Raw genomic sequence first — 23,082 nt, 5'->3', positions numbered from 1 at the left:
GGGTTGGGCCCCGGAGGCTGCTGTGCTGACTGGCAGCGCCCCACACTAATGGCTGGGGAACGCGGGGGTCCGCCGCGTTCGGGGGCCGGGCGGAGCCGGAGGGGGTCCGGACGGGGTCCGGTGGGGGCAAAGCCCCCTAAAAAAGCTAGACCGCCGCCTTCTTCAGGCGACGGCGTTCACGTTCGGACAGTCCGCCCCAGATGCCGAATCGTTCGTCATTGGCGAGGGCGTATTCGAGGCACTCGGAGCGGACCTCGCAGGCGAGGCAGACCTTCTTGGCCTCGCGGGTCGAGCCGCCCTTCTCGGGAAAGAAGGACTCGGGGTCGGTCTGGGCGCACAGTGCGCGCTCCTGCCAGCCGAGTTCTTCGTCCACATCGTCGACCAGCAGCTCCTGGAACACCTCGGTCATGTGCACCCCTCGTCTGTCTTTGCTGCCCCGTGATGCTGCCGTTACCGATTTCGGGCGAACGACACGAGTGAAATTACAAGTGTGCGGATCCGGGCCAGTCAAGCCGAGATCTGCTATTGGGCCCCGTATTCACTCTGCGGAACCAAGGCTATACGGAAAGTGTTCAAATCGGCAAAAACCATGACACATGCCATTGGCCCAATCGCACCTCTCCCACCTGCCCGGGAAAGACGATTCAAATATCGATCTTGTTGCGTCCGGGCGGCGGAAGCGACTCGGATCACAGTCCGATCACAAGAGGGCAACGGCGTTTGCGTACGCGGTCGCAGCGCCACATCTCCGGCGGCGACTCTGCACAAACCTTTCTCCGCGCACAGTAACCGGATGAGGTGAAACATTGCGGCCATATCGGGTATTGAGTTGACAGCCGGGCGCTTCTTGGTCACCTTTGACTGCATGCCGGTCACCACAGCGCTCTTCGCGACCCACGTCCGTGGGTTCCGCAGTGCTGTCCAGGCCCGCTGTTGCTGTTCCAGCTGTTGATGCCGTAGCGCTCCAGCTTCTTCTCCGCCTTCTCCCGTGCCTTCGACGGCCCCCGCGAAGACGTCTTTGCGACACCCCCGCACAGCTTCCTGAGTCACTGCCGAGGAACCACCGCAGCCATGAACAGCAACAGCGACATCCAGATCGCCGGCGACATCCTGGAGGTCCTGCACCTCCTCCAGCCCGCCCGCGAGCACCCGGCGACCGTCGCCGAATTCGTCGGCCTGGCCCGCTCCGTGGCGGCCGACCGTTCGCAGTGGGCCCACCTGGTCCAGTACGACGCGGTCAGCCGCTGGTACCACCGGCTGCGCACCGGGCCCGGATACGAGGTCTGGCTGCTGTCCTGGGTGCCCGGACAGCGCAGCGGGCTGCACGACCACGGGGCGTCCTCGGGCGTACTGACCGTGCTGGAGGGCGAGTTGAGCGAGCGCACCGAGCGCGGCACGCGCGCGCTGGGCGCCGGCGCGCAGCGCGTCTTCGCGCCCGGCCACGTCCACGAGGTCGTCAACGACTCGCTGGAACCGGCCGTCAGCCTGCACATCTACTACCCGGGCCTCACCGACATGCCGATGCACAGCAGCCAGTCCGCGCTGTCCACGGCCGCCGCGCAGAACGCCGTACCGGCCTGACGGACCGGCCCGCGCCCCGCACCCGACCTCCGCCCCGGGCGGCCGGGACCGCCTGACAGACTGTCGGGCATGCGCATTGTGGTTCTGGCCGGCGGCATCGGCGGTGCCCGTTTCCTGCGCGGCCTCAAGCGGGCCGCGCCGGACGCGGACATCACGGTGGTCGGCAACACCGGTGACGACATCCATCTGTTCGGGCTGAAGGTCTGCCCCGACCTCGACACGGTGATGTACACCCTGGGCGGTGGCATCAACGAGGAGCAGGGCTGGGGCCGGACCGACGAGTCCTTCCACGTCAAGGAGGAGCTCGCGGCGTACGGGGTGGGACCCGAGTGGTTCGGCCTGGGCGACCGCGACTTCGCGACGCACATCGTGCGGACCCAGATGCTGGGCGCGGGCTATCCGCTCAGCGCGGTGACCGAGGCGCTGTGCGCCCGCTGGCAGCCGGGCGTACGGCTGATCCCCATGTCCGACGACCGGGTCGAGACGCACGTCGCGATCACGGCGGACGGGGAGCGGAAGGTCATCCACTTCCAGGAGTACTGGGTGAAGCTGCGGGCGGCCGTCGAGGCGACCGCCGTGGTGCCCGTCGGCGCCGAGCAGGCCAAGCCGGCGCCCGGCGTGCTGGAGGCGATCGCCGAGGCGGACGTGATCCTCTTCCCGCCGTCCAACCCGGTCGTCAGCGTCGGCACCATCCTGGCCGTGCCCGGCATCCGCGAGGCGATCGCCGAGGCGGGCGTGCCGGTCGTCGGGCTCTCCCCGATCGTCGGGGACGCGCCGGTGCGGGGCATGGCCGACAAGGTGCTGGCCGCCGTCGGCGTGGAGTCGACGGCCGCGGCCGTCGCCGAGCACTACGGGTCGGGGCTGCTCGACGGCTGGCTCGTCGACACCGCCGACACGGCCGCCGTGGAGCGGGTCGAGGCCGCGGGCATCCGCTGCCGGGCCGTCCCGCTGATGATGACCGACCTGGACGCGACGGCGGCGATGGCCCGCGAGGCGCTGGCACTGGCCGAGGAGGTACGGGCGTGAGCGGGGCCGACGGGGCGCCGGGCGCGCCCTCCTACCGCGTGCGGGCCGTCGCCGGGATACCGGAGGTGCGCGAGGGCGACGACCTCGGCAAACTCATCGCGGGGGCCGCGCCCGACCTCGCCGACGGGGACGTCCTGGTCGTCACCTCGAAGATCGTGTCCAAGGCCGAGGGCCGGATCGTGGCGGCGACGGACCGGGAAGCGGCGATCGACGCCGAGACGGTACGGGTGGTGGCCCGGCGCGGGACCCTGCGCATCGTCGAGAACCGGCAGGGCCTGGTCATGGCCGCCGCCGGGGTCGACGCCTCCAACACCCCTGCCGGGACCGTCCTGCTGCTGCCCGAGGACCCCGACGCCTCGGCCGAGGCCGTCCGGGCCGGGATCAGGGCCGAACTGGGCGTCGAGGTCGGCGTGCTGATCTCGGACACCTTCGGGCGGCCGTGGCGCTCCGGGCTCACCGACGTCGCCATCGGCGCGGCGGGCGTGCGCGTCCTGGACGACCTGCGCGGCGGCACCGACGCGTACGGCAACCCGCTGACCGCGACCGTCGTGGCCAGCGCCGACGAACTGACCGCCGCCGCCGACCTGGTGAAGGGCAAGGCCGAAGGGCTGCCGGTCGCCGTGGTGAGCGGTCTGGGGCACCTCGTGTCGGCCGACGCCGGACAGGACGCGCGGGCGCTGGTGCGGTCCGCGGCCGACGACATGTTCCGGCTCGGCACCTCGGAGGCGGTCCGCGAGGCGGTCGCCCAGCGGCGTACGGTGCGGGCCTTCACCGACGATCCGGTCGACCCCGGTGCGGTCCGGCGCGCGGTCGCCGCCGCCGTCACCGCGCCCGCCCCGCACCACACCACGCCGTGGCGGTTCGTGCTGCTGGAGTCGGAGCGGTCGCGCACCCGGCTGCTCGACGCGATGCGGGACGCGTGGATCGCGGACCTGCGGCGCGACGGCAAGTCCGAGGGGTCCATCGCCAAGCGCGTCCGCCGCGGCGACGTGCTGCGCAACGCGCCCTACCTCGCGGTGCCGTGCCTGGTGATGGACGGCTCGCACACCTACGGCGACCCGCGCCGGGACGCCGCCGAGCGCGAGATGTTCGTCGTCGCCACCGGCGCCGGTGTGCAGAACTTCCTGGTCGCGCTGGCCGGTGAGCGGCTGGGGTCGGCCTGGGTGTCCTCCACGATGTTCTGCCGTGACGTCGTACGGGAGGTCCTCGACCTGCCCGGCAACTGGGACCCGATGGGCGCGGTCGCGATCGGCCGCGCGGCCGAACCGCCCAAGGACCGGCCCGGGCGGGAGCCGGAGGCGTTCATCGCGGTGCGCTAGAAGTGGGCGCGGCGGGGGCCGTACCGGCCGGGTACGGGCCCCGCCGCACCGCGTCCTACAGCGCGCCGATGTTCCCGCGCGGCATCCGCGGCGCGCGGCGCGGCGGGGTGCGGCCGGTGAGGAGGATCAGCCGGGTGGCGCGGTGGCGCTGGCCCGCGTACGGGGCGAGGAGCTCCAGCATCGCGGCGTCGTCGGCGTCGCGGTCGCCCGCCAGGACGTAGCCGACGATCCCCGGCAGATGGACGTCCCCCACGCTCACCAGGTCCGTGGCGCCCATCGCCCGTTGCAGGGTCTCGGCGCTGGTCCACGGGCCGATGCCCGGCACCAGATGGAGCCGGGCCGCCGCGTCCCGCTGGCCCATGCCGAGGGCCTCCTCCAGCCTGCGGGCGAGGCGGGCGGCGCGGACGACCGTCGAGGAGCGCTTGGCGTCGACGCCCGCGCGGTGCCAGTCCCAGGACGGGATCATGGCCCAGGTGCGGGCGTCCGGCATCACGTGCATCCGCTCGGGGGCCGGGCCCGGGGCGGGCTCGCCGTGGTCGCGTACGAGCAGGCGCCAGGCGCGGTACGCCTCGTCCGTGGTCACCTTCTGCTCCAGGATCGAGGGGACCAGCGACTCCAGGACCAGGCCGGTACGGGTCAGGCGCAGACCGGGGCGGCGCCGGGCCGACTCCGCGAGGAGGCGGTGGCGGGGGGTGAAGGCCGCCGGGTCGTCGGCGTCCCCGAGCAGCCCCGGCAGCCCGTCGAGCAGCCACTCGGCACCCGGCCCCCACGCCTCGGCCTCCACGGTGCCGGCCCGGAGGGCGACACGGAGGGTGCCGGGCCCGTCGGGCGTACGGGAGGCCCGCCAGACGGCACCGTCCGGGGTGACCCGAAAGGTGGGGTCGGCCGGCCCCCGGCGCAGCGGCCCCAGCACCAGCCCCAGGTCAAGGGGGCCCGGCGGAAGGTAGGAGCGGCTCTTGGCCCCCGGATCCCTGACGCGGGACGAGCCGGAACCGGAAACACGCGCCTCACCGCCGCGCACGGTGGTGCGGTTGGGGATACGGGGTTCAAAGCGTCCGGCCACGCTACCGAGGTTACTTTCCCGACCCCGCCACCCCCAGAAACGCGAGCACCCCCCACGCCCCGCAGACAACAACCAGCCCAGACCCCACCCACCCAGGGGCGCGAGGAACGGCGCGAGCAACCCACCACCGGCCCACAGACAAACAACCAGCCCAGACCCCACCCACCCAGGGGCGCGAGGAACAGCGCGACCAGCCACATGCGGCCCGCAGACGAACAACCAGCTGAGGCCCCACCCACCCAGGGGCGCGGGGAACGGCGCGAGCAACCCACCACCGGCCCGCGGACAAACAACCAGCCCCCCCCCCCCCCCCCCCCGGAGGGCTCAGCTCGACTCGTCCGACGAGAACCGAATCGCCCCCGCCGGCACCTCCGCGTCACACCACACCCGTACACCCTCCCGCAGCTCGTTCCCCGCCCCGAGCCGCGCCCCGTCCCCCACCACCGCGCCGCTCAGCGCGCACCCCGCGCCGATCACCGCGTTCTCGCCGATCAGCGAGTCCGTGATCACCGCGCCGGGCTCGATCACGGCGCCCGCCAGCACCGTGCTGCCGGTGATCCGGGCACCCTCGCCGACGACGGCGCGTTCCCCGATCACCGTCCCGCCGGTGAGCTTGGCGTCGGGGGCGACCTCGGCGGTGGGCAGCACCAGGCGTTCGCCGCAGCGGCCGGGGACCGCGGGCGAGGGGGCGCGGCCCAGGACCAGGTCGGCGGAGCCGCGTACGAAGGCGGCGGGGGTGCCGAGGTCCAGCCAGTAGGTGGAGTCGACCATGCCCTGGAGGTGCGCGCCGGAGGCCAGCAGCCCGGGGAACGTCTCGCGTTCGACGGAGACCGGGCGCCCGGCCGGGATGGAGTCGATCACCGAGCGGCGGAAGACGTACGCCCCCGCGTTGATCTGGTCGGTGACGATCTCCTCCGGCGTCTGCGGCTTCTCCAGGAACGCCTGGACGCGGCCGTCCGGGTCGGTGGGGACCAGCCCGAACGCCCGCGGGTCGGCCACCCGCGTCAGATGGAGGGAGACGTCCGCCCCGGACGAGGAGTGGGTGCGCACCAGGGCGCCGATGTCCAGACCGGTGAGGATGTCGCCGTTGAAGATCAGCACCGGGTCGTCCGGCCCCGAGCGCAGCCGGGACGCCACGTTCCTGATGGCCCCGCCGGTGCCGAGCGGCTCCTCCTCGGTCACGTACTCCAGGTGCAGTCCGAGCGCCGAGCCGTCACCGAAATATGGCTCGAACACCTCCGCCAGGTAGGAGGTCGCCAGCACGATGTGCTCCACGCCGGCCGCCCGCGCCCGGGCGAGCTGATGGGTGAGGAACGGGACGCCCGCCGCCGGGACCATCGGTTTGGGGGTGTGCACCGTGAGCGGGCGCAACCTGGTTCCCTTGCCGCCGACCAGGAGGATCGCTTCAGTCACCTGTCGTCTCTGCTTCCTGCTGGGGCCGGGCGGAATCGATCGTTCAACTACGGCCGGCCAGTTTATGCAGACGGTGTACGGGGGCGGCGGGGGACGCCCCCGTCCCGGCCACCCCCGCCGTCGCCGGCCGGGCCCGCGTCAGCCCCGGCCCTGGAGGTGGGCCGAGGAGGTGCGGGCCTTGCCGAGCTTCTTGTACAGGCGCGTACCGGGGCATTCGGTGGCGAACCCGTCGCGGTGTCCGGAGATCACGTTGAGCCGGACGCTGCGCCCCTTGCGGTACAGATTCCCGCCGCCCGACGTGAGATGCGTGGTTCCCTTCGGGTTCACCCCGTACATGCCGAGTTTCCACGCGGTCAGCTTCGCGATGGCGTCGAGGGCGGCGGCGGACGGGTTGGTCGAGGTGTAGGTGCCGAGGACGGCGACGCCCATGGAGTTGGTGTTGAAGCCGAGGGTGTGCGCGCCCAGGACCGGCTTGGCGACCCCGCCCGCCCGGCCCTCGTAGATGTTGCCGCACTTGTCGACGGCGAAGTTGTAGCCGATGTCGCGCCAGCCGCTGCTGCGGACGTGGTAGCGGTAGATGCTGCGCAGTACGGAGGCGGCCTGCGAGCAGCGGTAGTTGTTGCCGGACGCGGTGTGGTGCACGAAGGCCGCCTTGACCCGGCCGGTGTACACGTATCCGGGCTCGCGCAGCCGCTCGTCGGCGCCCCAGCCGCGGCGGGTGATGATGCGCGGGCGCGGGCCGATGTAGGGGCGGGCGGACGCCGGGCCGAAGAAGCCCTCCGCCTCGGTCGCGGTCCTGCTGAGCGCGGGCAGCTCCAGTCCGGCCGCCACCGCCGCCCGTTCGGCCGTCTCCGCCGCCCGCGCGCCGGGGGCCGCCGCGGCCCGCCCGGTCGCACCGGCCGCGGGACCGGCGGGCGCCACCGCCCGCTCGTCCGGGTCCCGCAGGTCCACCCCGGCGGCGGCCTCGTCGGGGTCGGCGCCCGGGTCCACCAGGTCGATGTGGAGGCCCCGGGGCAGCCCGGCCGCCCGGCCGCCGTCCGCGCCGGGCGCCTCGGGGCGCACCCGGACCTCGACGCCGTCCGAGCTGCCGACCCACAGCGGGGCGGTGGAGCCGTGGGTGCGCGCGCGGTCGTCCTCGGCCGAGCCGGGGTCGGGGGCGTGCTCCTGGTTGTGGGTGTCGATGTCCTGCCAGCCCGTCCAGGCGCGGGAGCCCACCGCGCGGGTGCGGACCTGGACGGTGCCGTGGAGCTCGCTGCGCGCGTCGTCCCAGACCACGCCGAGCAGGGAGAACGGCTTGGTGTCCCGCTCCGGCAGCCCCTGCGGCCGGGCGGCGCCCAGCGTCCGGTCGGTGGCGCCGAGCGGGGCGAGCGGCAGCGACTGGGTGGAGCCGGGGAGTGCGGCGGCGGCCGGTGCGGACGTCGTGGCCGGGGCCGCCGCTTCGGCGGGCACGGCGAGCGGCAGGGCGAGTGCGGCGGCGCACGCGACCCCGATCGAGGATGCAAGAAGAGCACGCATGTTGACGATCGTGGACATAAGCGTACAAATCTGTCATCTCGGAATCGGCCGGGAACTGACGGACCGTCGGCCGAACCGGTGTACGCGGACGGACCGATCGCCGGGCGCGCCGCACCCGCCCACCCGTAGGCTTGCCGCGTGAACGCCAGCGACCGCACCCCCGCCGACCTGCTGCGATCCGCGCTCGCCGCGGACCCGGCCCGCCCCCTCGTCACCTTCTACGACGACGCCACCGGCGAACGCGTGGAACTCTCGGTGGCCACCTTCGCCAATTGGGTGGCCAAGACCGCCAATCTGCTCCAGGGCGACCTGGGCGCGGCGCCCGGCGACCGGCTCGCGCTGCTGCTGCCCGCGCACTGGCAGAGCGCCGTCTGGCTGCTCGCCTGCCACTCGGTGGGCGTGGTCGCCGAGATCGGCGCCGACCCGGCCGGGGCGGACCTCGTGGTGGCCGGGCCGGACGCGCTGGAGGCGGCCCGCGCCTGCTCCGGCGAGCGGGTCGCGCTCGCGCTGCGCCCGCTCGGGGGGCGCTTCCCGCAACCGCCCGCCGGGTTCCAGGACTACGCGGTGGAGGTGCCGAGCCAGGGCGACCGGTTCGCGGCGTACGAGCCGGTGGACCCGGACGGGCCCGCGCTGGCCGTCGGGGACGCGGAACTGACGGGGGCCCAGCTGGTGGAGCGGGCCCGCGCGGACGCCGGCGCCCTCGGCCTGGAGCCCGGCTCGCGGCTGCTGTCGGGGCTCGCCTACGACGGCTGGGACGGCCTGGCGCGCGGGCTGTACGCGCCGCTGGCCGCGGGCGGGTCGGTGGTGCTCTGCCGCAATCTGGACCAACTGGCCGACGGCGGGCTGGAGAAGCGGATCGAGAGCGAGCGGGTGACGCACCGGGCGGTATGACGGTCGGTCCGGCGCCACCCTTGTGGCCCACAGCGGGCCGAGCCCCCGGGCCCCGGCACGGACTCCGGTGGATGATCGTCGGTGAGTCGCACAACCAACTGCGCGCGACTGCCGTCTAGCGGGGTGCCCCGGCGGCAATCCGCGCGCCGCCGACCCCGTGAAGGATGGACGCCGAAGTGACCGACAGTGCAGGTTCGCCCCCCGAGCCCGACCACCGGGCCGGGGACGAACCCCCACCGGACACACCGGCCCCGCACAAGGCGCCCGCCGAGAGCGCGGCCGACGGCGGAGCGGGCGACGGGAATGGGAACGGGGCCGGGGACGCGATCACGACCGGCGACGGGAACAAGGACGCGAGCGGGACCGCGGACGCGACCGGGGCCGAGGGCGCGGCCGGGGCCGAGGGCGCGGCCGGGGCCGCCGGCGGGGACGCCCCGGGCGGGCCCAACCGCGGTCGCCACTGGCTGCGTTGGACCGCGCTCGGCGTGTCCTGTCTCGTGCTCGCCGCCGCGGGCACGGGCTGGTGGTTCTACAAGAAGCTCGACAACAACATCCATACCGACACCACCGCCGCCGCCGAGCTGGAGCGGTACGAGAAGGAGCGCCCGCCCGCCGTGGGCGACGCGCAGAACCTGCTGCTCATCGGCTCGGACTCGCGCGCGGGCAACAACAGCAAGTACGGCCGGGACGACGGCGGCAGCCAGCGCTCGGACACCACGATCCTGCTGCACCTGGCGGCGGACCGGAAGTCCGCCACCGCCGTCTCGCTGCCGCGCGACCTGATGGCGGACATCCCCGACTGCCTCAAGCCGGACGGCGGCCGTACCAAGGCCCAATTCGCGCAGTTCAATTGGGCGTTCGAGTTCGGCGGTTCCGCCTGCACCATCCGTACGGTGGAAAAGCTCACCGGAATCCGGGTCGATCACCACATGGTCGTCGACTTCAGCGGGTTCAAGGACATGGTCGACGCGGTCGACGGCGTGGAGGTCTGCCTGAAGGAGCCGGTGGACGACCGCCAGGCGCATCTGAAGCTGCCCGCGGGCCGCCAGACGCTCCACGGCGAGCAGGCGCTGGGATTCGTGCGTTCCCGGCACGGCTTCGGCGACGGCAGCGACACCGAGCGCATGGACCGCCAGCAGCAGTTCCTCGGCTCGCTGGTGCGCAAGGTGCAGAGCAATGGCGTGCTGCTGAATCCGACCCGGCTCTATCCGGTGCTGGACGCGATGACGAAGTCGCTCACCACCGATCCGGGGCTGAATTCACTGAAGGACCTGTACGACCTGGTGCGCGGGATGCGGGGAATCCCGACGGACAAGGTGCAGTTCCTTACGGTGCCGCGGCGCCCGTACACGTACGACACCAACCGCGACGAGCTGGTCCAGCCCGCCGCGCGCCAGCTCTTCCAGCAGCTGCGGGACGACCGGCCGCTCCACGTGGGCCCGGCCTCGGCGGCCGAGAGCGCCGCGCCCACGCCGTCGGCGGGCGCGGACGGGGCCTCCTCGGACGACAAGCCCGACGACCCGGCCTCGCCGAGCCCCGTTCCGACGTACACCGGTTCGAATGCGGCCGTGGGGATGTGCGGGTAAAGCGTGAACCAACGGAGTAACGGGCGGGGGTCGGGTTGGGACGGATTGCCCGGTTGTAAGAGGCGTGGAATTTGTCACGGCCGTCGCTCTTCGCTCAACTGGGCAGATAGTGTGACGCGACCCGGTGCTTGTGGTCCCCGAGGCCGCGCACTGCAGGATCGAATGACTGAGCGCTTTGGGGGAAGTGACTCGCGTGGCACCGACGGAGGACTAAGGCAACCGTGGATGCGCAGAGCCGTGGGCGGGCGGATGAAGTCGACCCGGCGGACCAGTGGGTCCTCAACCCGCAGACGGGCAATTACGAATTGCGACTGAATCCCTCCGGAACGCAGTCGTCCCCGTCGGCCGGCGCTCCCCCGCGCAGAAACTCCGCCCCCGGCAGAGGCGGCCCCGGCCGTCGCGAGGTGCCCGGTCAGCGCGACAACCGCCGCTCCGGCGCGCCCGAGCCCGACCCCGCCACCGCGCCCGGCCGGCGCAAGCGCAAGCCCAAGGCGTCCCGCAAGAAGAAGGTGCTGCTGTGGACGGGCGGTGTGATGGGGTTCGTCCTCGTCGCGGGCTCGACCGGCGCGTACCTGCTGTACCAGCACTTCAACAACAACCTGAACACCGTCGACGTCGGTGACGCGGGCAGCAAGCACGCGACCTCCGACGGGCCGGTGAACATCCTGATCATCGGTACGGACAAGCGCACCGGCAAGGGCAACGAGGGGTACGGCGACAAGGGCAGCGAGGGCCACGCCGACACCAACATCCTCTTCCACGTCTCCAAGGACCGGACCAACGCCACGGCGCTGTCCATCCCGCGCGACCTGGTGACCGACATCCCGGAGTGCCCGACCAAGCAGAAGGACGGCACCACCAAGACGGTGCCCGCCGAGTCCAAGGTGCGCTTCAACACCAGCCTCGGCCAGGACGGCCGCGACCCGGGCTGCACCATGCGCACGGTCAAGGCGCTGACCGGGCTGAGCGTCGACCACTTCATGATGGCCGACTTCAACGCGGTCAAGGAGCTGTCGACGGCCGTCGGCGGCGTCAACGTGTGCCTGGCCAAGCCGGTGAACGACCCCAAGTCGCACCTGAAGCTGCCCGCCGGAGTCTCCAAGATCAAGGGCGAGCAGGCGCTCGCGTTCGTCCGGACCCGGCACAGCTTCGGCAACGAGAGCGACCTGGACCGCATCAAGCAGCAGCAGCAGTTCCTGAGTTCGATGATGCGGCAGATGAAGTCCGACTCGACGCTGACCAGCCCGACCAAGATCTACGGGCTGGCGAACGCGGCGACCAAGGCGCTCACCGTGGACTCCGGAATAGGGTCGATCAAGAAGCTGACCAGCCTCGCGCAGGACCTCAGCAAGGTCGATCTGAAGAACGTGACCTTCGCGACCGTGCCGGTGATCGACAACCCGGCCGACGGCAAGGTCCACAAGACCGTGATCGTCGACCCGACCAAGGCGCCGCAGGTCTTCAGCATGATGCGCTCGGACGTGTCGTTCACCGAGGTCAAGAAGAAGGAGAGCCAGGCCAAGGACGCCCAGGCGGCGCTCCTGAAGGGCACCCGTGCCCAGCCGTCCGCGGTCCGCGTCCAGGTCCTCAACGGCGGCGCCCAGCCGGGCTCCGCCTCCGCGACGCTGCTGTGGCTGCAGAACACCAAGGGCGTGCTGAAGTCGGAGAACGGCGGCAACGCCCCGGCGAAGCTGGCGGCCACCACCTTGACGTACGGGCCGAACCAGGCCGATCAGGCGCGCAAGCTCGCCGATCTGATGGGGCTGCCCGCCGGTGCGCTGAAGCCGGGCACGGCGGACTCGGTGGGGCGGGCGCCGATGGTGCTCACGCTCGGCGCGGACTTCAAGGGCGCCGGGGTACCGATCGCCGCCCCGGCCAAGGCGCCCGAGGGCATCCAGAAGGTCGAAGCCGACAAGTCGGTGTGCGCCAAGTGACAACAGGTCCCCGGCCCGTGCGGGCCGCAGGGACCACCTGAACAGGGGGTATTGGGGTGGGGCAGAACAGCGTGCGTGGGGAGGGGACGCGGCCGCGGCGCGTCCAAAACGCGGGCCAGCTCGGCTGGGACGAGTCCCTCTACGGCGAGGGGGCGGACCAGGCGGACGGCGAGGTGCCGTCCGCCCGCAAGCCGTCCGGCGACGGGCCGTCGCCGCAGAAGGAGACATCGGCGCAGGGCGGTAGCGGGCACCGCCGCGGCGGTGCGCGCAAACGCGTGAAGAAGAAGAGCAAATGGCGCATATTGCGCTGGGCGGCCCTGACCCTCGCGGTGCTGATACTCGGGACGGCCGGCGCCGGTTACCTGTACTACCAGCACCTCAGCGGCAACATCCGCAAGGGCGACCGCAGCGCGGGCGGCTCCAACGCCAAGAAGACCGCGGCCAACGCCGACGGCCAGACCCCGCTGAACGTCCTGCTCATCGGCTCCGACAGCCGCGACTCCCCGGAGAACCTGAAGCTGGGCGGCTCCAGGGACAGCGTCGGCGCCCCGCCGCTCGCCGACGTGCAGATGCTGCTGCACGTCTCGGCGGACCGCAAGAACGCCTCGGTCATCTCCATTCCGCGCGACACCCGCGTCGACATCCCGACGTGCGTGAACCCGAAGACCAAGAAGACGGAGCCGGCCACCAACACCCTCATCAACGAGGCGCTGGGCCGGGGCGGCGCGGGCTGTGTCCTGGACACCTGGGAGAAGCTCACCGGGGTCTACATCGACCACTGGCTGATGGTCGACTTCGCCGGTGTGGTGTCGATGGCGGACGCGGTCGGCGGCGCCGACGTGTGCGTCAAGGAGAACGTGTACGACGGCCCCAAGCCGAAGGTGTCGGGCGGCTCGCACCTGCGGCTGACCAAGGGCACCCACAAGGTCAAGGGCGAGCAGGCGCTCCAGTGGCTGCGCACCCGGCACGCCTTCGAGAGCGACCTGGGCCGCGCCAAGGCCCAGCACATGTACCTCAACTCGGTGATGCGCGAGCTGAAGAAGCAGAATGCTTTCACCAACACCGGACGCATCATGGGCCTGGCCGAGACGGCCACCAAGTCGCTCCAGGTCTCGCGTGAACTCGGCACGCCCAAGAAGCTCTTCGACCTCGGGATGGAGCTCAAGAGCATCCCGATGGACCGGCTGAACATGCTGACCATGCCGCGCATCCAGGACCCCAAGAACAAGGACCACGTCCTGCCGCAGCCGGGCGCCGCCGACGCGCTGTGGACGCTGCTGCGCGAGGACAAGCCGCTCGACAAGAAGGACGACGGCCCGGCCAAGACCGAGGACAAGGGCCCCAAGGCCGCCGCCGCGGGCTCGATCGTCGTCAGCGTCGTCAACGGCACCGGCGGGGACGGCGCGCCGCCCACCCAGAAGCGGGCGACCACGGTCACCGGCACCCTGAAGAACAAGGGCTTCTTCAAGGCGCAGGCGTCCGACACCCGCGGCTCGGCCACCACCTCCACCCTGACGTACCCCAAGAGCGCGGGCGCCCAGGGCAAGGCCGACGCGCTGTCGGTGGCCTCCGCGATGGGGCTGCCGTCCAGCGCGGTGAAGGTGTCCGCCGACGCCTCCACGCTGACCCTGACGGTCGGTTCGGACTGGCGCAGCGGTGCCACGTACCCGAAGAAGGCGGTGGAGGACTCCGACCCGCTGAAGAACACGGAGAACGTGAACGGCGCCAGCAAGACGGACTGCATGGACGTGTACTGGCCCTACCGCTGGTAGTCGCGGACACCCCGCGGAAGTACGGAGGGGGCGCCCGGTGCTCGTCGGCACCGGGCGCCCCCTTGTCCGTACGGGGTGCCGGGCGTCAGGCCGTGGCCGGTGGGCGGCGGCTCGCGGCGACCTCGCGGGCGAGTGCCCTCGGGCTGGTCAGGAAGCCGAAGCCCCAGGACAGGTGCATGGTGGCGAGGGCCACCGGGATCCGCAGCCGGGCCCGGGGCGACAGCCCCCGGCCCGCCGGGACCGAACCGGCCGCGATCGCGGCCAGATAGCCGGCCGGGACGGCGAAGCCGAACGGGGTCAGCACCGCGCCCACCAGCACGCCCGCCGCGATCGCGCAGACGGCGGCCGGGGGCGCGAGGTAGCGCGGGTTGAGGGAGCCCCCGTGGTGGCGCGCGACGACCCGGCGCCAGCGGCCGTACTCCTTGTACTGCCTGGCCAGGGCGCGCACGCTCGGGCGCGGGCGGTACTGGACCCGCAGCTCGGGCGAGAACCAGATCAGACCGCCCGCCTCGCGGATGCGGAAGTTCAGCTCCCAGTCCTGGGCACGGATGAACTCCTCGTTGTAGCCGCCCTGCCGCTCCAGCGCCTCGCGGCGGAAGACGCCCAGGTAGACGGTGTCGGCCGGGCCCGCTGCGCCGCCGGTGTGGAAGGCCGCGCCGCCGACGCCGATCCTGGAGGTCATGGCCGCCGCGACGGCGTCCTCCCAGGCGTTCTCGCCCTCGGCGTGCATGACGCCGCCGACGTTCTGCGCGCCGGTCTCGTCCAGGAGGCGGACGGCGGTGGCGATGTAGCCCGGGGAGAGCATGCCGTGGCCGTCGACGCGTACCACGATCGGGTGGTTCGATTCCTCGATGGCGGCGTTCAGGGCCGCCGGAGTGCGCCCGGTGGGGTTGGGGACGGTACGGACCCGGGCGTCCGCCATGACGAGCTCGGCGGCGATCTCGTCGGTGCGGTCCGTGGACGGGCCGAGCGCGATCACCACCTCCATCTCGCCCTCGTACTCCTGGTCGAGTATGTGGCGGACCGCGTCGCGCAGATGCCGCTCCTCGTTCAGGACCGGCATGATCACGGAGACGGCGGGAGGGGAGGCGTTCATCGCGGCTCACGTTACCGCGAACGGGGGACAGCGCCGGGGTCGGCCGGGGCGGCGCCGGTTGCCGCAGATCGTATGGGCCTACCGTGCCACCAATCCCTCTTTTCGCCCGCGGAGGTCCCCGTGCCCACGCCGCCCCGCTCCCCGTCCCCCCGTACCGGCCGGCCCCGCGCCAGACCACAGGACGAGCGGCCCCGCTGGGGCATGCGGATGGCGACCACCCTCTCGGTCCTGGTGCTGGGCGCGGGCGGGGTCGGCCACGCCGTGGTGACCGGCCTGGACAGCGGGATCGGGCGGGTCGACCCGTTCAAGGACATGAAGAACCGGCCGCAGGCCGGTCACGGCACCAACATCCTGCTGGTCGGCACCGACGGGCGGGACAAGATCACACCGGAGGAGAAGGAGAAGTACCGCCTGGGCGGTGCGCCCTGCCACTGCACGGACACGATGATGATCGTGCACATCTCGGCGGACCACGACCGGGCCAGCGTGGTGAGCATCCCGCGCGACAGTTACGCGGAGATCCCCGAGCACACCGACCAGAACACCGGCGACCACCACAACCAGCACCCCGTGAAGATCAACGCGGCGTACGCGGAGGGCGGGCCCGCGCTGACGGTGCGCACGGTGGAGCACATGACCGGCCTCAAGATGGACCACTACCTGGAGGTCGACTTCACCAGCTTCATGAAGACGGTGGACGCGCTCGGCGGGGTGCAGATCTGCACCGCCCGGCCGATGAAGGACTCGTACACCGGTCTCGACCTCGCGGCGGGCACGCACGACCTCGACGGCGGGCAGGCGCTCCAGTACGTGCGCTCGCGGCACACCGACGGCTCGGCGGACCTGGGCCGGATGCAGCGCCAGCAGAAGTTCATGGCGGCGCTGATCCACAAGGCGACCGGGTCGGGCGTGCTGATGAACCCGGTGCGCTTCCGGGAGGTCGCCTCGACGCTGCTGGAGTCGGTCCGGGCCGACCAGGGCTTCGGGGCGGAGGAGATCCTCTCGCTGGGCCGGACGATGCGGGGCTTCTCCCCGGCGTCCTCGGAGTTCACGACCGTGCCGATCGGGCAGATGAACTTCCCCGTGAAGGGGATCGGCTCGACGGTGAAGTGGGACGAGGCCAAGTCCCGCAAGCTCTTCGCGGCGCTGCGCGAGGACCGGCCGCTGGCCGTGCGCAAGGCCCCGGGCCGCCAGCAGGACGACAAGGGGCAGGGCCAGCCGCCCGGCGCGATGGTCGAGGTGGCGCCGGACCACATCCGGGTGCAGGTCTACAACGGCACCCGCACCGACGGGCTCGGCCGCCGGGTCGACGACGCGCTGCGCGCCACCGGCTTCCGCACCACCGGGACACCGCTGGCGGGCGCCGCCCGGGACCTGCCGCGCACCCTGGTCGAGTACGACCCGCGCTGGGACCGCTCGGCCAAGTCGCTGGCCGCGGCGCTGCCCGGCAGCGAACTGCGCCCGGTCAAGGGCCTGGGCGCCACGCTGAAGGTGACGGCGGGCACGGACTTCAAGGCGGTGACCCCGGTCCGCGCGGAGGCGTCGGGGGCGGGCGAGTTCGAGACGGTGACGGGGGACGCGGCGGTGTGCCCGGGCACGTGAGCCACGCGTCCCGGACCGGATCCGCCGCAGGCGGCCCCGGTCGTCCGGGCGCTAGTCGTCCAGCCCCTCCGCCGCCCGCTTCTCGCGCAGCTCCAGGATCGCGCGGCGGCGGGCCAGGCGGTGGGTGCGGCGGATCTGGGCCTCCTGGTAGCGGCGCTCGTCGCGCTCGGTCTCCGGGAGCACCGGCGGTACGGGCCGGGGCTTGCCGTCGGCGTCGACCGCGGCGAACACCAGATAGGCCGAGCCGACCTGCTGGGCCGGGGTGGACTCGTTCCAGCGCTCGGCCAGCACCCGCACGCCGACCTCCATGGAGGACCGGCCGGTCCAGTTGACCTGGGCCTTCACATGGACCAGGTCCCCCACGCGGACCGGCATCAAGAAGGCCATCTCGTCCATGGAGGCGGTGACCGCGGGCCCGCCGGAGTGCCGCCCGGCGACCGCGCCGGCCGCGTCGTCCACCAGTTTCATGATCACGCCGCCGTGCACGGTGCCCAGCAGGTTCGTGTCATGTGCCGTCATGATGTGGCTCAGGGTGGTTCGGGACGCCGAGGTCGGCTTGCCCGGAAGATCAGTCATACCGCCCAGCTTAGGCGCGGGCGCTCGCGTCCTCATTGCGCGCGCATTGCATCAGCTGTGCAACAGCACGGGCCCAGAGCGCCACCCGGCCTGTCAGACACGCGGGGATGCCGTGCATGCTTGACGGCATGAACGACGGATGGTCCGACGACGAGCGCGGCGAGCAGTACGGCCGCGGTAGCTCCGCCGCGCAGCCGGAGGGCCCGCGCGTCATGAGGCACGTACAGCGGCCGGTGGGCTCGGCGCCCGCGCGCCCGCAGCGACCGGTGCCGCCGCAGCAGCCGGCGTACGACGACGGTTACGGACAGCAGCAGTACGGCAACGGGGTGCCCGCACCCGGCCAGTACGACAGCGGTTACAGCGACGGGCACGTCTACGGCACGCCGTCCGGGCGCGGCCCCGGCGGGCGCGGGCCGGGCGGCGGCCCGGGCGCGGCGGGCGGTCCGTCCGCCAAGCCGCGGCCCAACTGGCGCCGCCGCATCATGATCGGCTCGCTGGTCCTGGTCGTCACGGTGGTGGGCGTCTCGGTCGGCACCTACTTCTGGGCCGACTCCAAGGTGCGCCGCGAGGTCGACCTGTCCAAGGTCATCGACCGGCCCGCCGACGGCAAGGGCACCAACTACCTGATCGTGGGCTCCGACTCCCGCGACGGGCTGTCCAAGGAGCAGAAGCAGAAGCTGCACACCGGCTCCGCCGAGGGCAAGCGGACCGACTCGATGATGATCCTGCACACCGGTGACAACGGGAACACGATGATCTCGCTGCCGCGCGACTCGTGGGTGCAGATCCCCAGCTTCAAGGGCTCCCAGTCCGGCAAGCTGTTCCCCGCCAAGGGCCACAACAAGCTGAACGCGGCGTACGCGATGGACGGCCCCGAGCTGCTGGTGCGCACCATCGAGGCCAACACCGGGCTGCACATCGACCACTACGCCGAGATCGGCTTCGCGGGCTTCGCGAACATCGTGGACGCGGTCGGCGGGGTGGAGATCGACATCCCGCAGGACATCAAGGACAAGGACTCGGGCGCCGACTTCAAGAAGGGCAAGCAGACCCTCGACGGCCAGCAGGCCCTCGCCTTCGTCCGCAACCGCCACGGCTACGCGGCGGGCGACCTGGAGCGCACCAAGAACCAGCAGCGCTTCCTGTCCGCCCTGGCCAGCCAGACGGCGACCCCGACGACCGTGCTCAACCCGTTCAAGCTGTACCCGGTGATGGGCGCGGGCCTGGACACCCTGACGGTCGACAAGGACATGAGCCTGTTCGACCTGGCCGACATGTTCTGGGCGATGAAGGGCGTCACCAGCGGCGGCGGCACGTCGATGAACATGCCGATCTCCGGCAACGGCCCGCAGACGTCCCTGCAGTGGGACACCTCGAAGGTCAAGCAGCTGGTGAACGAACTGAACAACGACCAGAAGGTCACGGTGACGGCATCCCGCTGACCCCCGCCCCCGGCACGCCTCGGGCCCGCCTCCGGTATTTTCCGGCGGCGGGCCCGATGTGCTGAGGGGGGTTACGGCAGGTTGCGCGCCATGACGATGCGCTGGACCTGGTTGGTGCCCTCGTAGATCTGGGTGATCTTGGCGTCGCGCATCATGCGCTCCACCGGGTAGTCACGGGTGTAGCCGTAGCCGCCGAGCAGCTGGACCGCGTCCGTGGTGACCTCCATGGCGATGTCGGAGGCGAAGCACTTGGCCGCGGCGCCGAGGTACGTCAGGTCGGCGTCGCCGCGCTCGGAGGCGGCGGCGGCCTGGTAGGTCAGGGCACGGGCGGCCGAGATCTTCATGGCCATGTCCGCGAGCATGAACTGGATGCCCTGGAAGTCGGCGATCGGCTTGCCGAACTGCTTGCGCTCCTGGACGTAGCCCTTGGCGTAGTCGAGGGCGCCCTGGGCGATGCCGAGGGCCTGGGCCGCGATGGTGATGCGGGTGTGGTCCAGCGTCTTCATCGCGGTCGCGAAGCCGGTGCCCTCCTCGCCGATCATGCGGTCGGCGGGGATGCGGACGTTGTCGAGGTAGACCTCGCGGGTCGGCGAGCCCTTGATGCCGAGCTTCTTCTCCGGGGCGCCGAAGGAGACGCCCTCGTCGCTCTTCTCGACGACGAAGGCCGAGATGCCCTTGGAGCGCTTCTCCGGGTCGGTCACGGCCATGACCGTGTAGTAGTCGGAGACGCCCGCGTTGGTGATCCAGCGCTTCACGCCGTTGAGGACCCAGAAGTCCCCGTCGCGCACCGCGCGGGTCTTCATGCCCGCCGCGTCCGAACCGGCGTCCGGCTCGGAGAGGCAGTACGAGAACATGCCCTCGCCCTTGGCCAGCGGGGTCATGTACTTCCGCTTCAGCTCCTCGGAGCCGGAGATGATGACCGGCAGCGAGCCGAGCTTGTTGACGGCCGGGATCAGGGAGGAGGACGCGCAGACGCGGGCCACCTCCTCGATCACGATGACGGTGGCGAGCGCGTCCGCGCCGGCGCCGCCGTACGACTCGGGGACGTGCACGGCGTGCAGGTCGTTGGCGACCAGCGCCTCCAGCGCCTCCTGCGGGAAGCGGGCCTCCTCGTCGACCTCGGCCGCGAACGGCGCGATCTTCGCCTCGGAGAGCGAGCGGATCGCGTCACGGAGCATGTCGTGTTCTTCGGACGGGCGGTACAGGTCGAAATCAGCCGTTCCGGCCAAGGTGACTCACTCCCCAAGGGCGCTAACTACCGTTAAGTAACCTCAATTTTAGTGGGGTGTACGGCCACGGGCATACGTGAGCTTGACGACAGCCCCCGGGCCTGCGGTTTCGGTGCGGATCACGGGCTCGGCGGGGGCCCGACTATGCTCGGGCAGCGCCCGCAAGCCCGTACCTCCCAGGAGCACCGCATGGCCCTCAAGATCACTGTGATCGGCACCGGATACCTCGGGGCCACCCATGCCGCGGCCATGGCGGAGCTGGGGTTCGAGGTGCTGGGCCTGGACGTGGTCCCGGAGAAGATCGAGCTGCTGGCCCAGGGGCGCGTACCGATGTACGAACCGGGCCTTGAGGAACTGCTCGGCAAGCACGTCGCCGGCCTTGAGGGCTCCAGCGGGCGGCTGCGCTTCACCACCTCGTGGGAGGAGGTCGGCGCGTTCGGCGACGTCCACTTCGTCTGTGTGAACACCCCGCAGAAGCACGGCGAGTACGCCTGCGACATGAGCTACGTCGACGCCGCCTTCGCCTCGCTGGCGCCGGTGCTGCGCGACGGGGCGCTGGTGGTCGGCAAGTCGACCGTGCCGGTCGGGTCCGCCGCCCGGCTCGCCGAGACCCTGCCCGAGGGCGTGGAGCTGGCCTGGAACCCCGAGTTCCTGCGCGAGGGCTTCGCCGTGGACGACACCCTGCACCCCGACCGGATCGTCGTCGGCGTGCGCGGCGAGCGCGCCGAGAAGCTGCTGCGCGAGGTGTACGCGGGCCCGGTCGGCGAGGGCTCGCCGTTCGTGGTGACCGACTTCCCGACCGCCGAGCTGGTCAAGACCTCGGCCAACTCCTTCCTCGCCACCAAGATCTCCTTCATCAACGCCATGGCCGAGGTCTGCGAGGCCGCCGACGGCGACGTGGTGAAGCTGGCCGAGGCGATCGGCCACGACGAGCGGATCGGCTCGAAGTTCCTGCGGGCCGGGATCGGCTTCGGCGGCGGCTGTCTGCCCAAGGACATCCGGGCCTTCATGGCGCGGGCCGGTGAGCTCGGCGCCGACCAGGCGCTGACGTTCCTGCGCGAGGTCGACTCGATCAACATGCGCCGGCGCGGCCACATGGTCGAGCTGGCCCGGGAGGCGGTCGGCGGCGACTCCTTCCTCGGCAAGCGGGTCGCGGTGCTCGGCGCCACCTTCAAGCCTGACTCGGACGACGTGCGCGACTCGCCCGCCCTGAACGTGGCCGGGCAGATCCACCTCCAGGGCGGACAGGTCACCGTCTACGACCCCAAGGGGATGGAGAACGCCCGCCGCCTCTTCCCGACCCTGGCGTACGCGGAGACGGCGCTGGAGGCGGTGCGGGGCGCCGATGTGGTGCTGCACCTCACCGAGTGGCGCGAGTTCCGCGAGCTGGACCCGGCGGCGCTGGCCGAGGTGGCCGGGCGGCGGATCGTGCTGGACGGGCGCAACGCGCTGGACGCGGCGCGCTGGCGCGAGGCGGGCTGGACGTTCCGGGCGATGGGCCGGCCCCGGGCGTAACGCCCCGGGCGCGCGGCCGGGGCCGTACGGGCCGCCTCCGGCCCGCACCCGCGGGCGCGGGCCGTCGCACGCGTACGGGGGCGACGGGCGCACCCGGAGCCTCGCGCCCCCATGGGCGCGGGGCTCCGCCGGGCCCTACCGCGGGTCCAGGTCTTCGATCGTCGCCGTGGACGGGCCCCGGCGGGGCTGGGTCGCGCGGGCCGCGAAGTCCACGTCCCGGATCACCCGGACGAGGTTTCCCCAGGTCAGCGCGGCCAGTTCGGTGTCCTCCCAGCCCCGGGCGACCAGTTCGGCGAGCAGCACCGGATAGCACGAGGCGTCTTCGAGGCCGATCGTGCGCGGGGCGCCCGCCGTCAGGCCGTACGCCCCCGAGAGCCCGATGTGCTCCGGCCCCACCACGCCCCGCAGGTGCTCGACGTGGTCGGCGACGTCCTGGACGCGGGCGGCCCGGCCGGACCGGGCGACCTGGGCCGGGGCGAGGCTCACCAGGCAGACGCCGCCGTTCTCGGGCAGCCCGGCCAGCAGCTCGTCGGTGACGTTGAGCGGATGGTCGGTCAGGGCGCGGGCGGCCGACCGGGTGAAGACCAGCGGCGCCTTGGCCGCCACCAGCGTCTGGCGGACCGTCTCGGGCGCGGCGCCGGACAGGTCGATGAGCATGCCGAGCCGGTTGAGCTCCCGCACGACCTCCTGGCCGAAGCGGGTCAGGCCCGCCCGGGTCCAGCTGGCGGTCGCCGTCAGGGCCACGGCCCGCACCCCCAGGGCGTGGTAGGCCCGTACCGTGCCCAGCGAGTCGCCCAGGGCGTGGGCGGCGACCGGCCCGAAGAGCGAGGCGATCCGGCCGTGGTTGCGGGCGTCCGCGAGGTCGCCGGCGGCCAGCGCGAGCCGCAGCCCCTCCGGGCAGGCGTCGACGAGGGTGCGCAGCCGGTCCACGCGCTCCAGGGTGGCGCTGACCGGGTCCGGGCAGTCGGCCGCGACCACCAGCGACCAGAACTGCGCCCCCACCCCGCCCTGGCGCAGCCGGGGGATGTCGGTGTCCAGCGAGCTCTCGCCGAGCTCGACGTCGTGCCAGGGGGTCTGCACCAGCACCTGCGCGAGCGTGTTGTACCCGTCGGCCACGGGGTGCGCCCGCAGCAGGGCCCGCACGCGCGCGAGGTGCTCGGGGTCCGGGGACCCGGCGGGAGCGGGAGCGGGAGCGGCCACCGCCTCGGCCGCCGGTTCGGCGGACGCGGGGGCCCGTTCGGGCGCCGGGCGCGCGACGGGCGGGGGCGCGGAGCCGGTGGCGCCGGACGGCTCGGGGGCCGTGGGCGGCTGCTGTTTGCGGGCCGCGGCCCGGGGGGCCGGTTTGCGCGCCGGGGGCTTGCGGGCGGGAGCGGGCGCGGGGCCCGACTCCCCCGGTATGTCCGGGGCGGTGGCGGGCCTGGAGCCGCGTCCACGGGCGGTGGGGCGATCCGGTGCGCCTATCGCGGCGCTGGCGACGTCGGCCTCGTCGTGCAGATCTGCCATGACGGTCTCCCGGTTCGGC

At 72.4% G+C, this 23,082-nt stretch carries 18 protein-coding genes; 10 read left to right on the top strand and 8 right to left on the bottom strand.

Going from position 1 to position 23,082, the window contains the following annotated elements; translation table 11 throughout:
• Window positions 1-145: 145 nt before the first annotated feature.
• Window positions 146-409, bottom strand: a complete 264-nt coding sequence (locus AB5J87_RS21400; protein WP_067159810.1) for a WhiB family transcriptional regulator — start codon at window positions 407-409, stop codon at window positions 146-148.
• 662 nt (window positions 410-1,071) lie between these two features.
• On the opposite strand from AB5J87_RS21400, the gene AB5J87_RS21395 reads away from it, so the two are divergent.
• From AB5J87_RS21395 to AB5J87_RS21385, 3 genes are all read left to right on the top strand, one after another.
• Window positions 1,072-1,581 (top strand): cysteine dioxygenase family protein, encoded by a 510-nt coding sequence (locus tag AB5J87_RS21395; RefSeq protein WP_369378500.1) that lies wholly within the window; start codon window positions 1,072-1,074, stop codon window positions 1,579-1,581.
• Window positions 1,582-1,650: 69 nt separating this feature from the next.
• Window positions 1,651-2,607 carry a 2-phospho-L-lactate transferase gene (cofD, locus tag AB5J87_RS21390; RefSeq protein ID WP_369378499.1) on the top strand — a complete coding sequence of 319 codons (957 nt, stop codon included), beginning with the start codon at window positions 1,651-1,653 and terminating at the stop codon, window positions 2,605-2,607.
• Window positions 2,604-3,926 (top strand): coenzyme F420-0:L-glutamate ligase, encoded by a 1,323-nt coding sequence (locus AB5J87_RS21385; protein WP_369378498.1) that lies wholly within the window; start codon window positions 2,604-2,606, stop codon window positions 3,924-3,926. Before cofD ends, AB5J87_RS21385 begins: the two co-directional genes overlap by 4 nt.
• A 55-nt stretch (window positions 3,927-3,981) precedes the next feature.
• Here AB5J87_RS21385 and AB5J87_RS21380 read toward each other — a convergent pair whose 3' ends face one another.
• The 3 genes from AB5J87_RS21380 to AB5J87_RS21370 all read right to left on the bottom strand — a co-directional run bounded on the left by AB5J87_RS21380 (window position 3,982) and on the right by AB5J87_RS21370 (window position 7,917).
• A complete protein-coding gene (locus tag AB5J87_RS21380) occupies window positions 3,982-4,989 on the bottom strand; it encodes a DNA-3-methyladenine glycosylase (protein ID WP_369378497.1) in 1,008 nt (335 codons plus the stop codon).
• Between the two features lie 324 nt (window positions 4,990-5,313).
• A complete protein-coding gene (locus AB5J87_RS21375) occupies window positions 5,314-6,402 on the bottom strand; it encodes a sugar phosphate nucleotidyltransferase (protein ID WP_369378496.1) in 1,089 nt (362 codons plus the stop codon).
• Between the two features lie 138 nt (window positions 6,403-6,540).
• Window positions 6,541-7,917, bottom strand: a complete 1,377-nt coding sequence (locus AB5J87_RS21370) for a peptidoglycan recognition protein (RefSeq protein ID WP_369378495.1) — start codon at window positions 7,915-7,917, stop codon at window positions 6,541-6,543.
• A 138-nt stretch (window positions 7,918-8,055) separates the two neighbouring features.
• On the opposite strand from AB5J87_RS21370, the gene AB5J87_RS21365 reads away from it, so the two are divergent.
• The 4 genes from AB5J87_RS21365 to AB5J87_RS21350 all read left to right on the top strand — a co-directional run bounded on the left by AB5J87_RS21365 (window position 8,056) and on the right by AB5J87_RS21350 (window position 14,100).
• On the top strand, window positions 8,056-8,808 hold the full coding sequence (locus AB5J87_RS21365; protein ID WP_369378494.1) for a TIGR03089 family protein: 753 nt from the start codon (window positions 8,056-8,058) through the stop codon (window positions 8,806-8,808).
• A gap of 164 nt (window positions 8,809-8,972) precedes the next feature.
• On the top strand, window positions 8,973-10,394 hold the full coding sequence (locus AB5J87_RS21360) for an LCP family protein (RefSeq protein WP_369378493.1): 1,422 nt from the start codon (window positions 8,973-8,975) through the stop codon (window positions 10,392-10,394).
• 221 nt (window positions 10,395-10,615) lie between these two features.
• Entirely contained in the window at window positions 10,616-12,328 is a 1,713-nt protein-coding gene (locus AB5J87_RS21355) for an LCP family protein (protein WP_369378492.1), read from the top strand.
• Window positions 12,329-12,384: 56 nt separating this feature from the next.
• Window positions 12,385-14,100 (top strand): LCP family protein, encoded by a 1,716-nt coding sequence (locus tag AB5J87_RS21350; protein WP_369378491.1) that lies wholly within the window; start codon window positions 12,385-12,387, stop codon window positions 14,098-14,100.
• Window positions 14,101-14,185: 85 nt separating this feature from the next.
• On the opposite strand, the gene AB5J87_RS21345 is transcribed toward AB5J87_RS21350, so the two are convergent.
• Window positions 14,186-15,196 (bottom strand): glycosyltransferase family 2 protein, encoded by a 1,011-nt coding sequence (locus AB5J87_RS21345; protein ID WP_369378490.1) that lies wholly within the window; start codon window positions 15,194-15,196, stop codon window positions 14,186-14,188.
• Window positions 15,197-15,397: 201 nt separating this feature from the next.
• On the opposite strand from AB5J87_RS21345, the gene AB5J87_RS21340 reads away from it, so the two are divergent.
• Entirely contained in the window at window positions 15,398-16,798 is a 1,401-nt protein-coding gene (locus AB5J87_RS21340; RefSeq protein ID WP_369383618.1) for an LCP family protein, read from the top strand.
• A gap of 51 nt (window positions 16,799-16,849) precedes the next feature.
• Here AB5J87_RS21340 and AB5J87_RS21335 read toward each other — a convergent pair whose 3' ends face one another.
• Window positions 16,850-17,374, bottom strand: coding sequence for an acyl-CoA thioesterase (locus AB5J87_RS21335; RefSeq protein ID WP_180357184.1), 525 nt, complete (start codon window positions 17,372-17,374; stop codon window positions 16,850-16,852).
• A 128-nt stretch (window positions 17,375-17,502) separates the two neighbouring features.
• Here AB5J87_RS21335 and AB5J87_RS21330 point away from each other — a divergent pair, with 128 nt between their 5' ends.
• Window positions 17,503-18,816, top strand: coding sequence for an LCP family protein (locus tag AB5J87_RS21330; RefSeq protein ID WP_369378489.1), 1,314 nt, complete (start codon window positions 17,503-17,505; stop codon window positions 18,814-18,816).
• 71 nt (window positions 18,817-18,887) lie between these two features.
• Here AB5J87_RS21330 and AB5J87_RS21325 read toward each other — a convergent pair whose 3' ends face one another.
• Window positions 18,888-20,045 carry an acyl-CoA dehydrogenase family protein gene (locus AB5J87_RS21325; protein WP_369378488.1) on the bottom strand — a complete coding sequence of 386 codons (1,158 nt, stop codon included), beginning with the start codon at window positions 20,043-20,045 and terminating at the stop codon, window positions 18,888-18,890.
• A 189-nt stretch (window positions 20,046-20,234) separates the two neighbouring features.
• Between AB5J87_RS21325 and AB5J87_RS21320 the strand changes: the two genes are divergently transcribed.
• A complete protein-coding gene (locus tag AB5J87_RS21320; RefSeq protein ID WP_369378487.1) occupies window positions 20,235-21,560 on the top strand; it encodes a UDP-glucose/GDP-mannose dehydrogenase family protein in 1,326 nt (441 codons plus the stop codon).
• A gap of 135 nt (window positions 21,561-21,695) precedes the next feature.
• Here AB5J87_RS21320 and AB5J87_RS21315 read toward each other — a convergent pair whose 3' ends face one another.
• Window positions 21,696-23,063 (bottom strand): dipeptidase, encoded by a 1,368-nt coding sequence (locus AB5J87_RS21315; protein ID WP_369378486.1) that lies wholly within the window; start codon window positions 23,061-23,063, stop codon window positions 21,696-21,698.
• Window positions 23,064-23,082 lie beyond the last annotated feature (19 nt).

It is taken from the genome of Streptomyces sp. cg36, from assembly GCF_041080675.1.
GTDB lineage: Bacteria > Actinomycetota > Actinomycetes > Streptomycetales > Streptomycetaceae > Streptomyces.
This window is presented reverse-complemented; position numbering and strand designations above follow the sequence as displayed.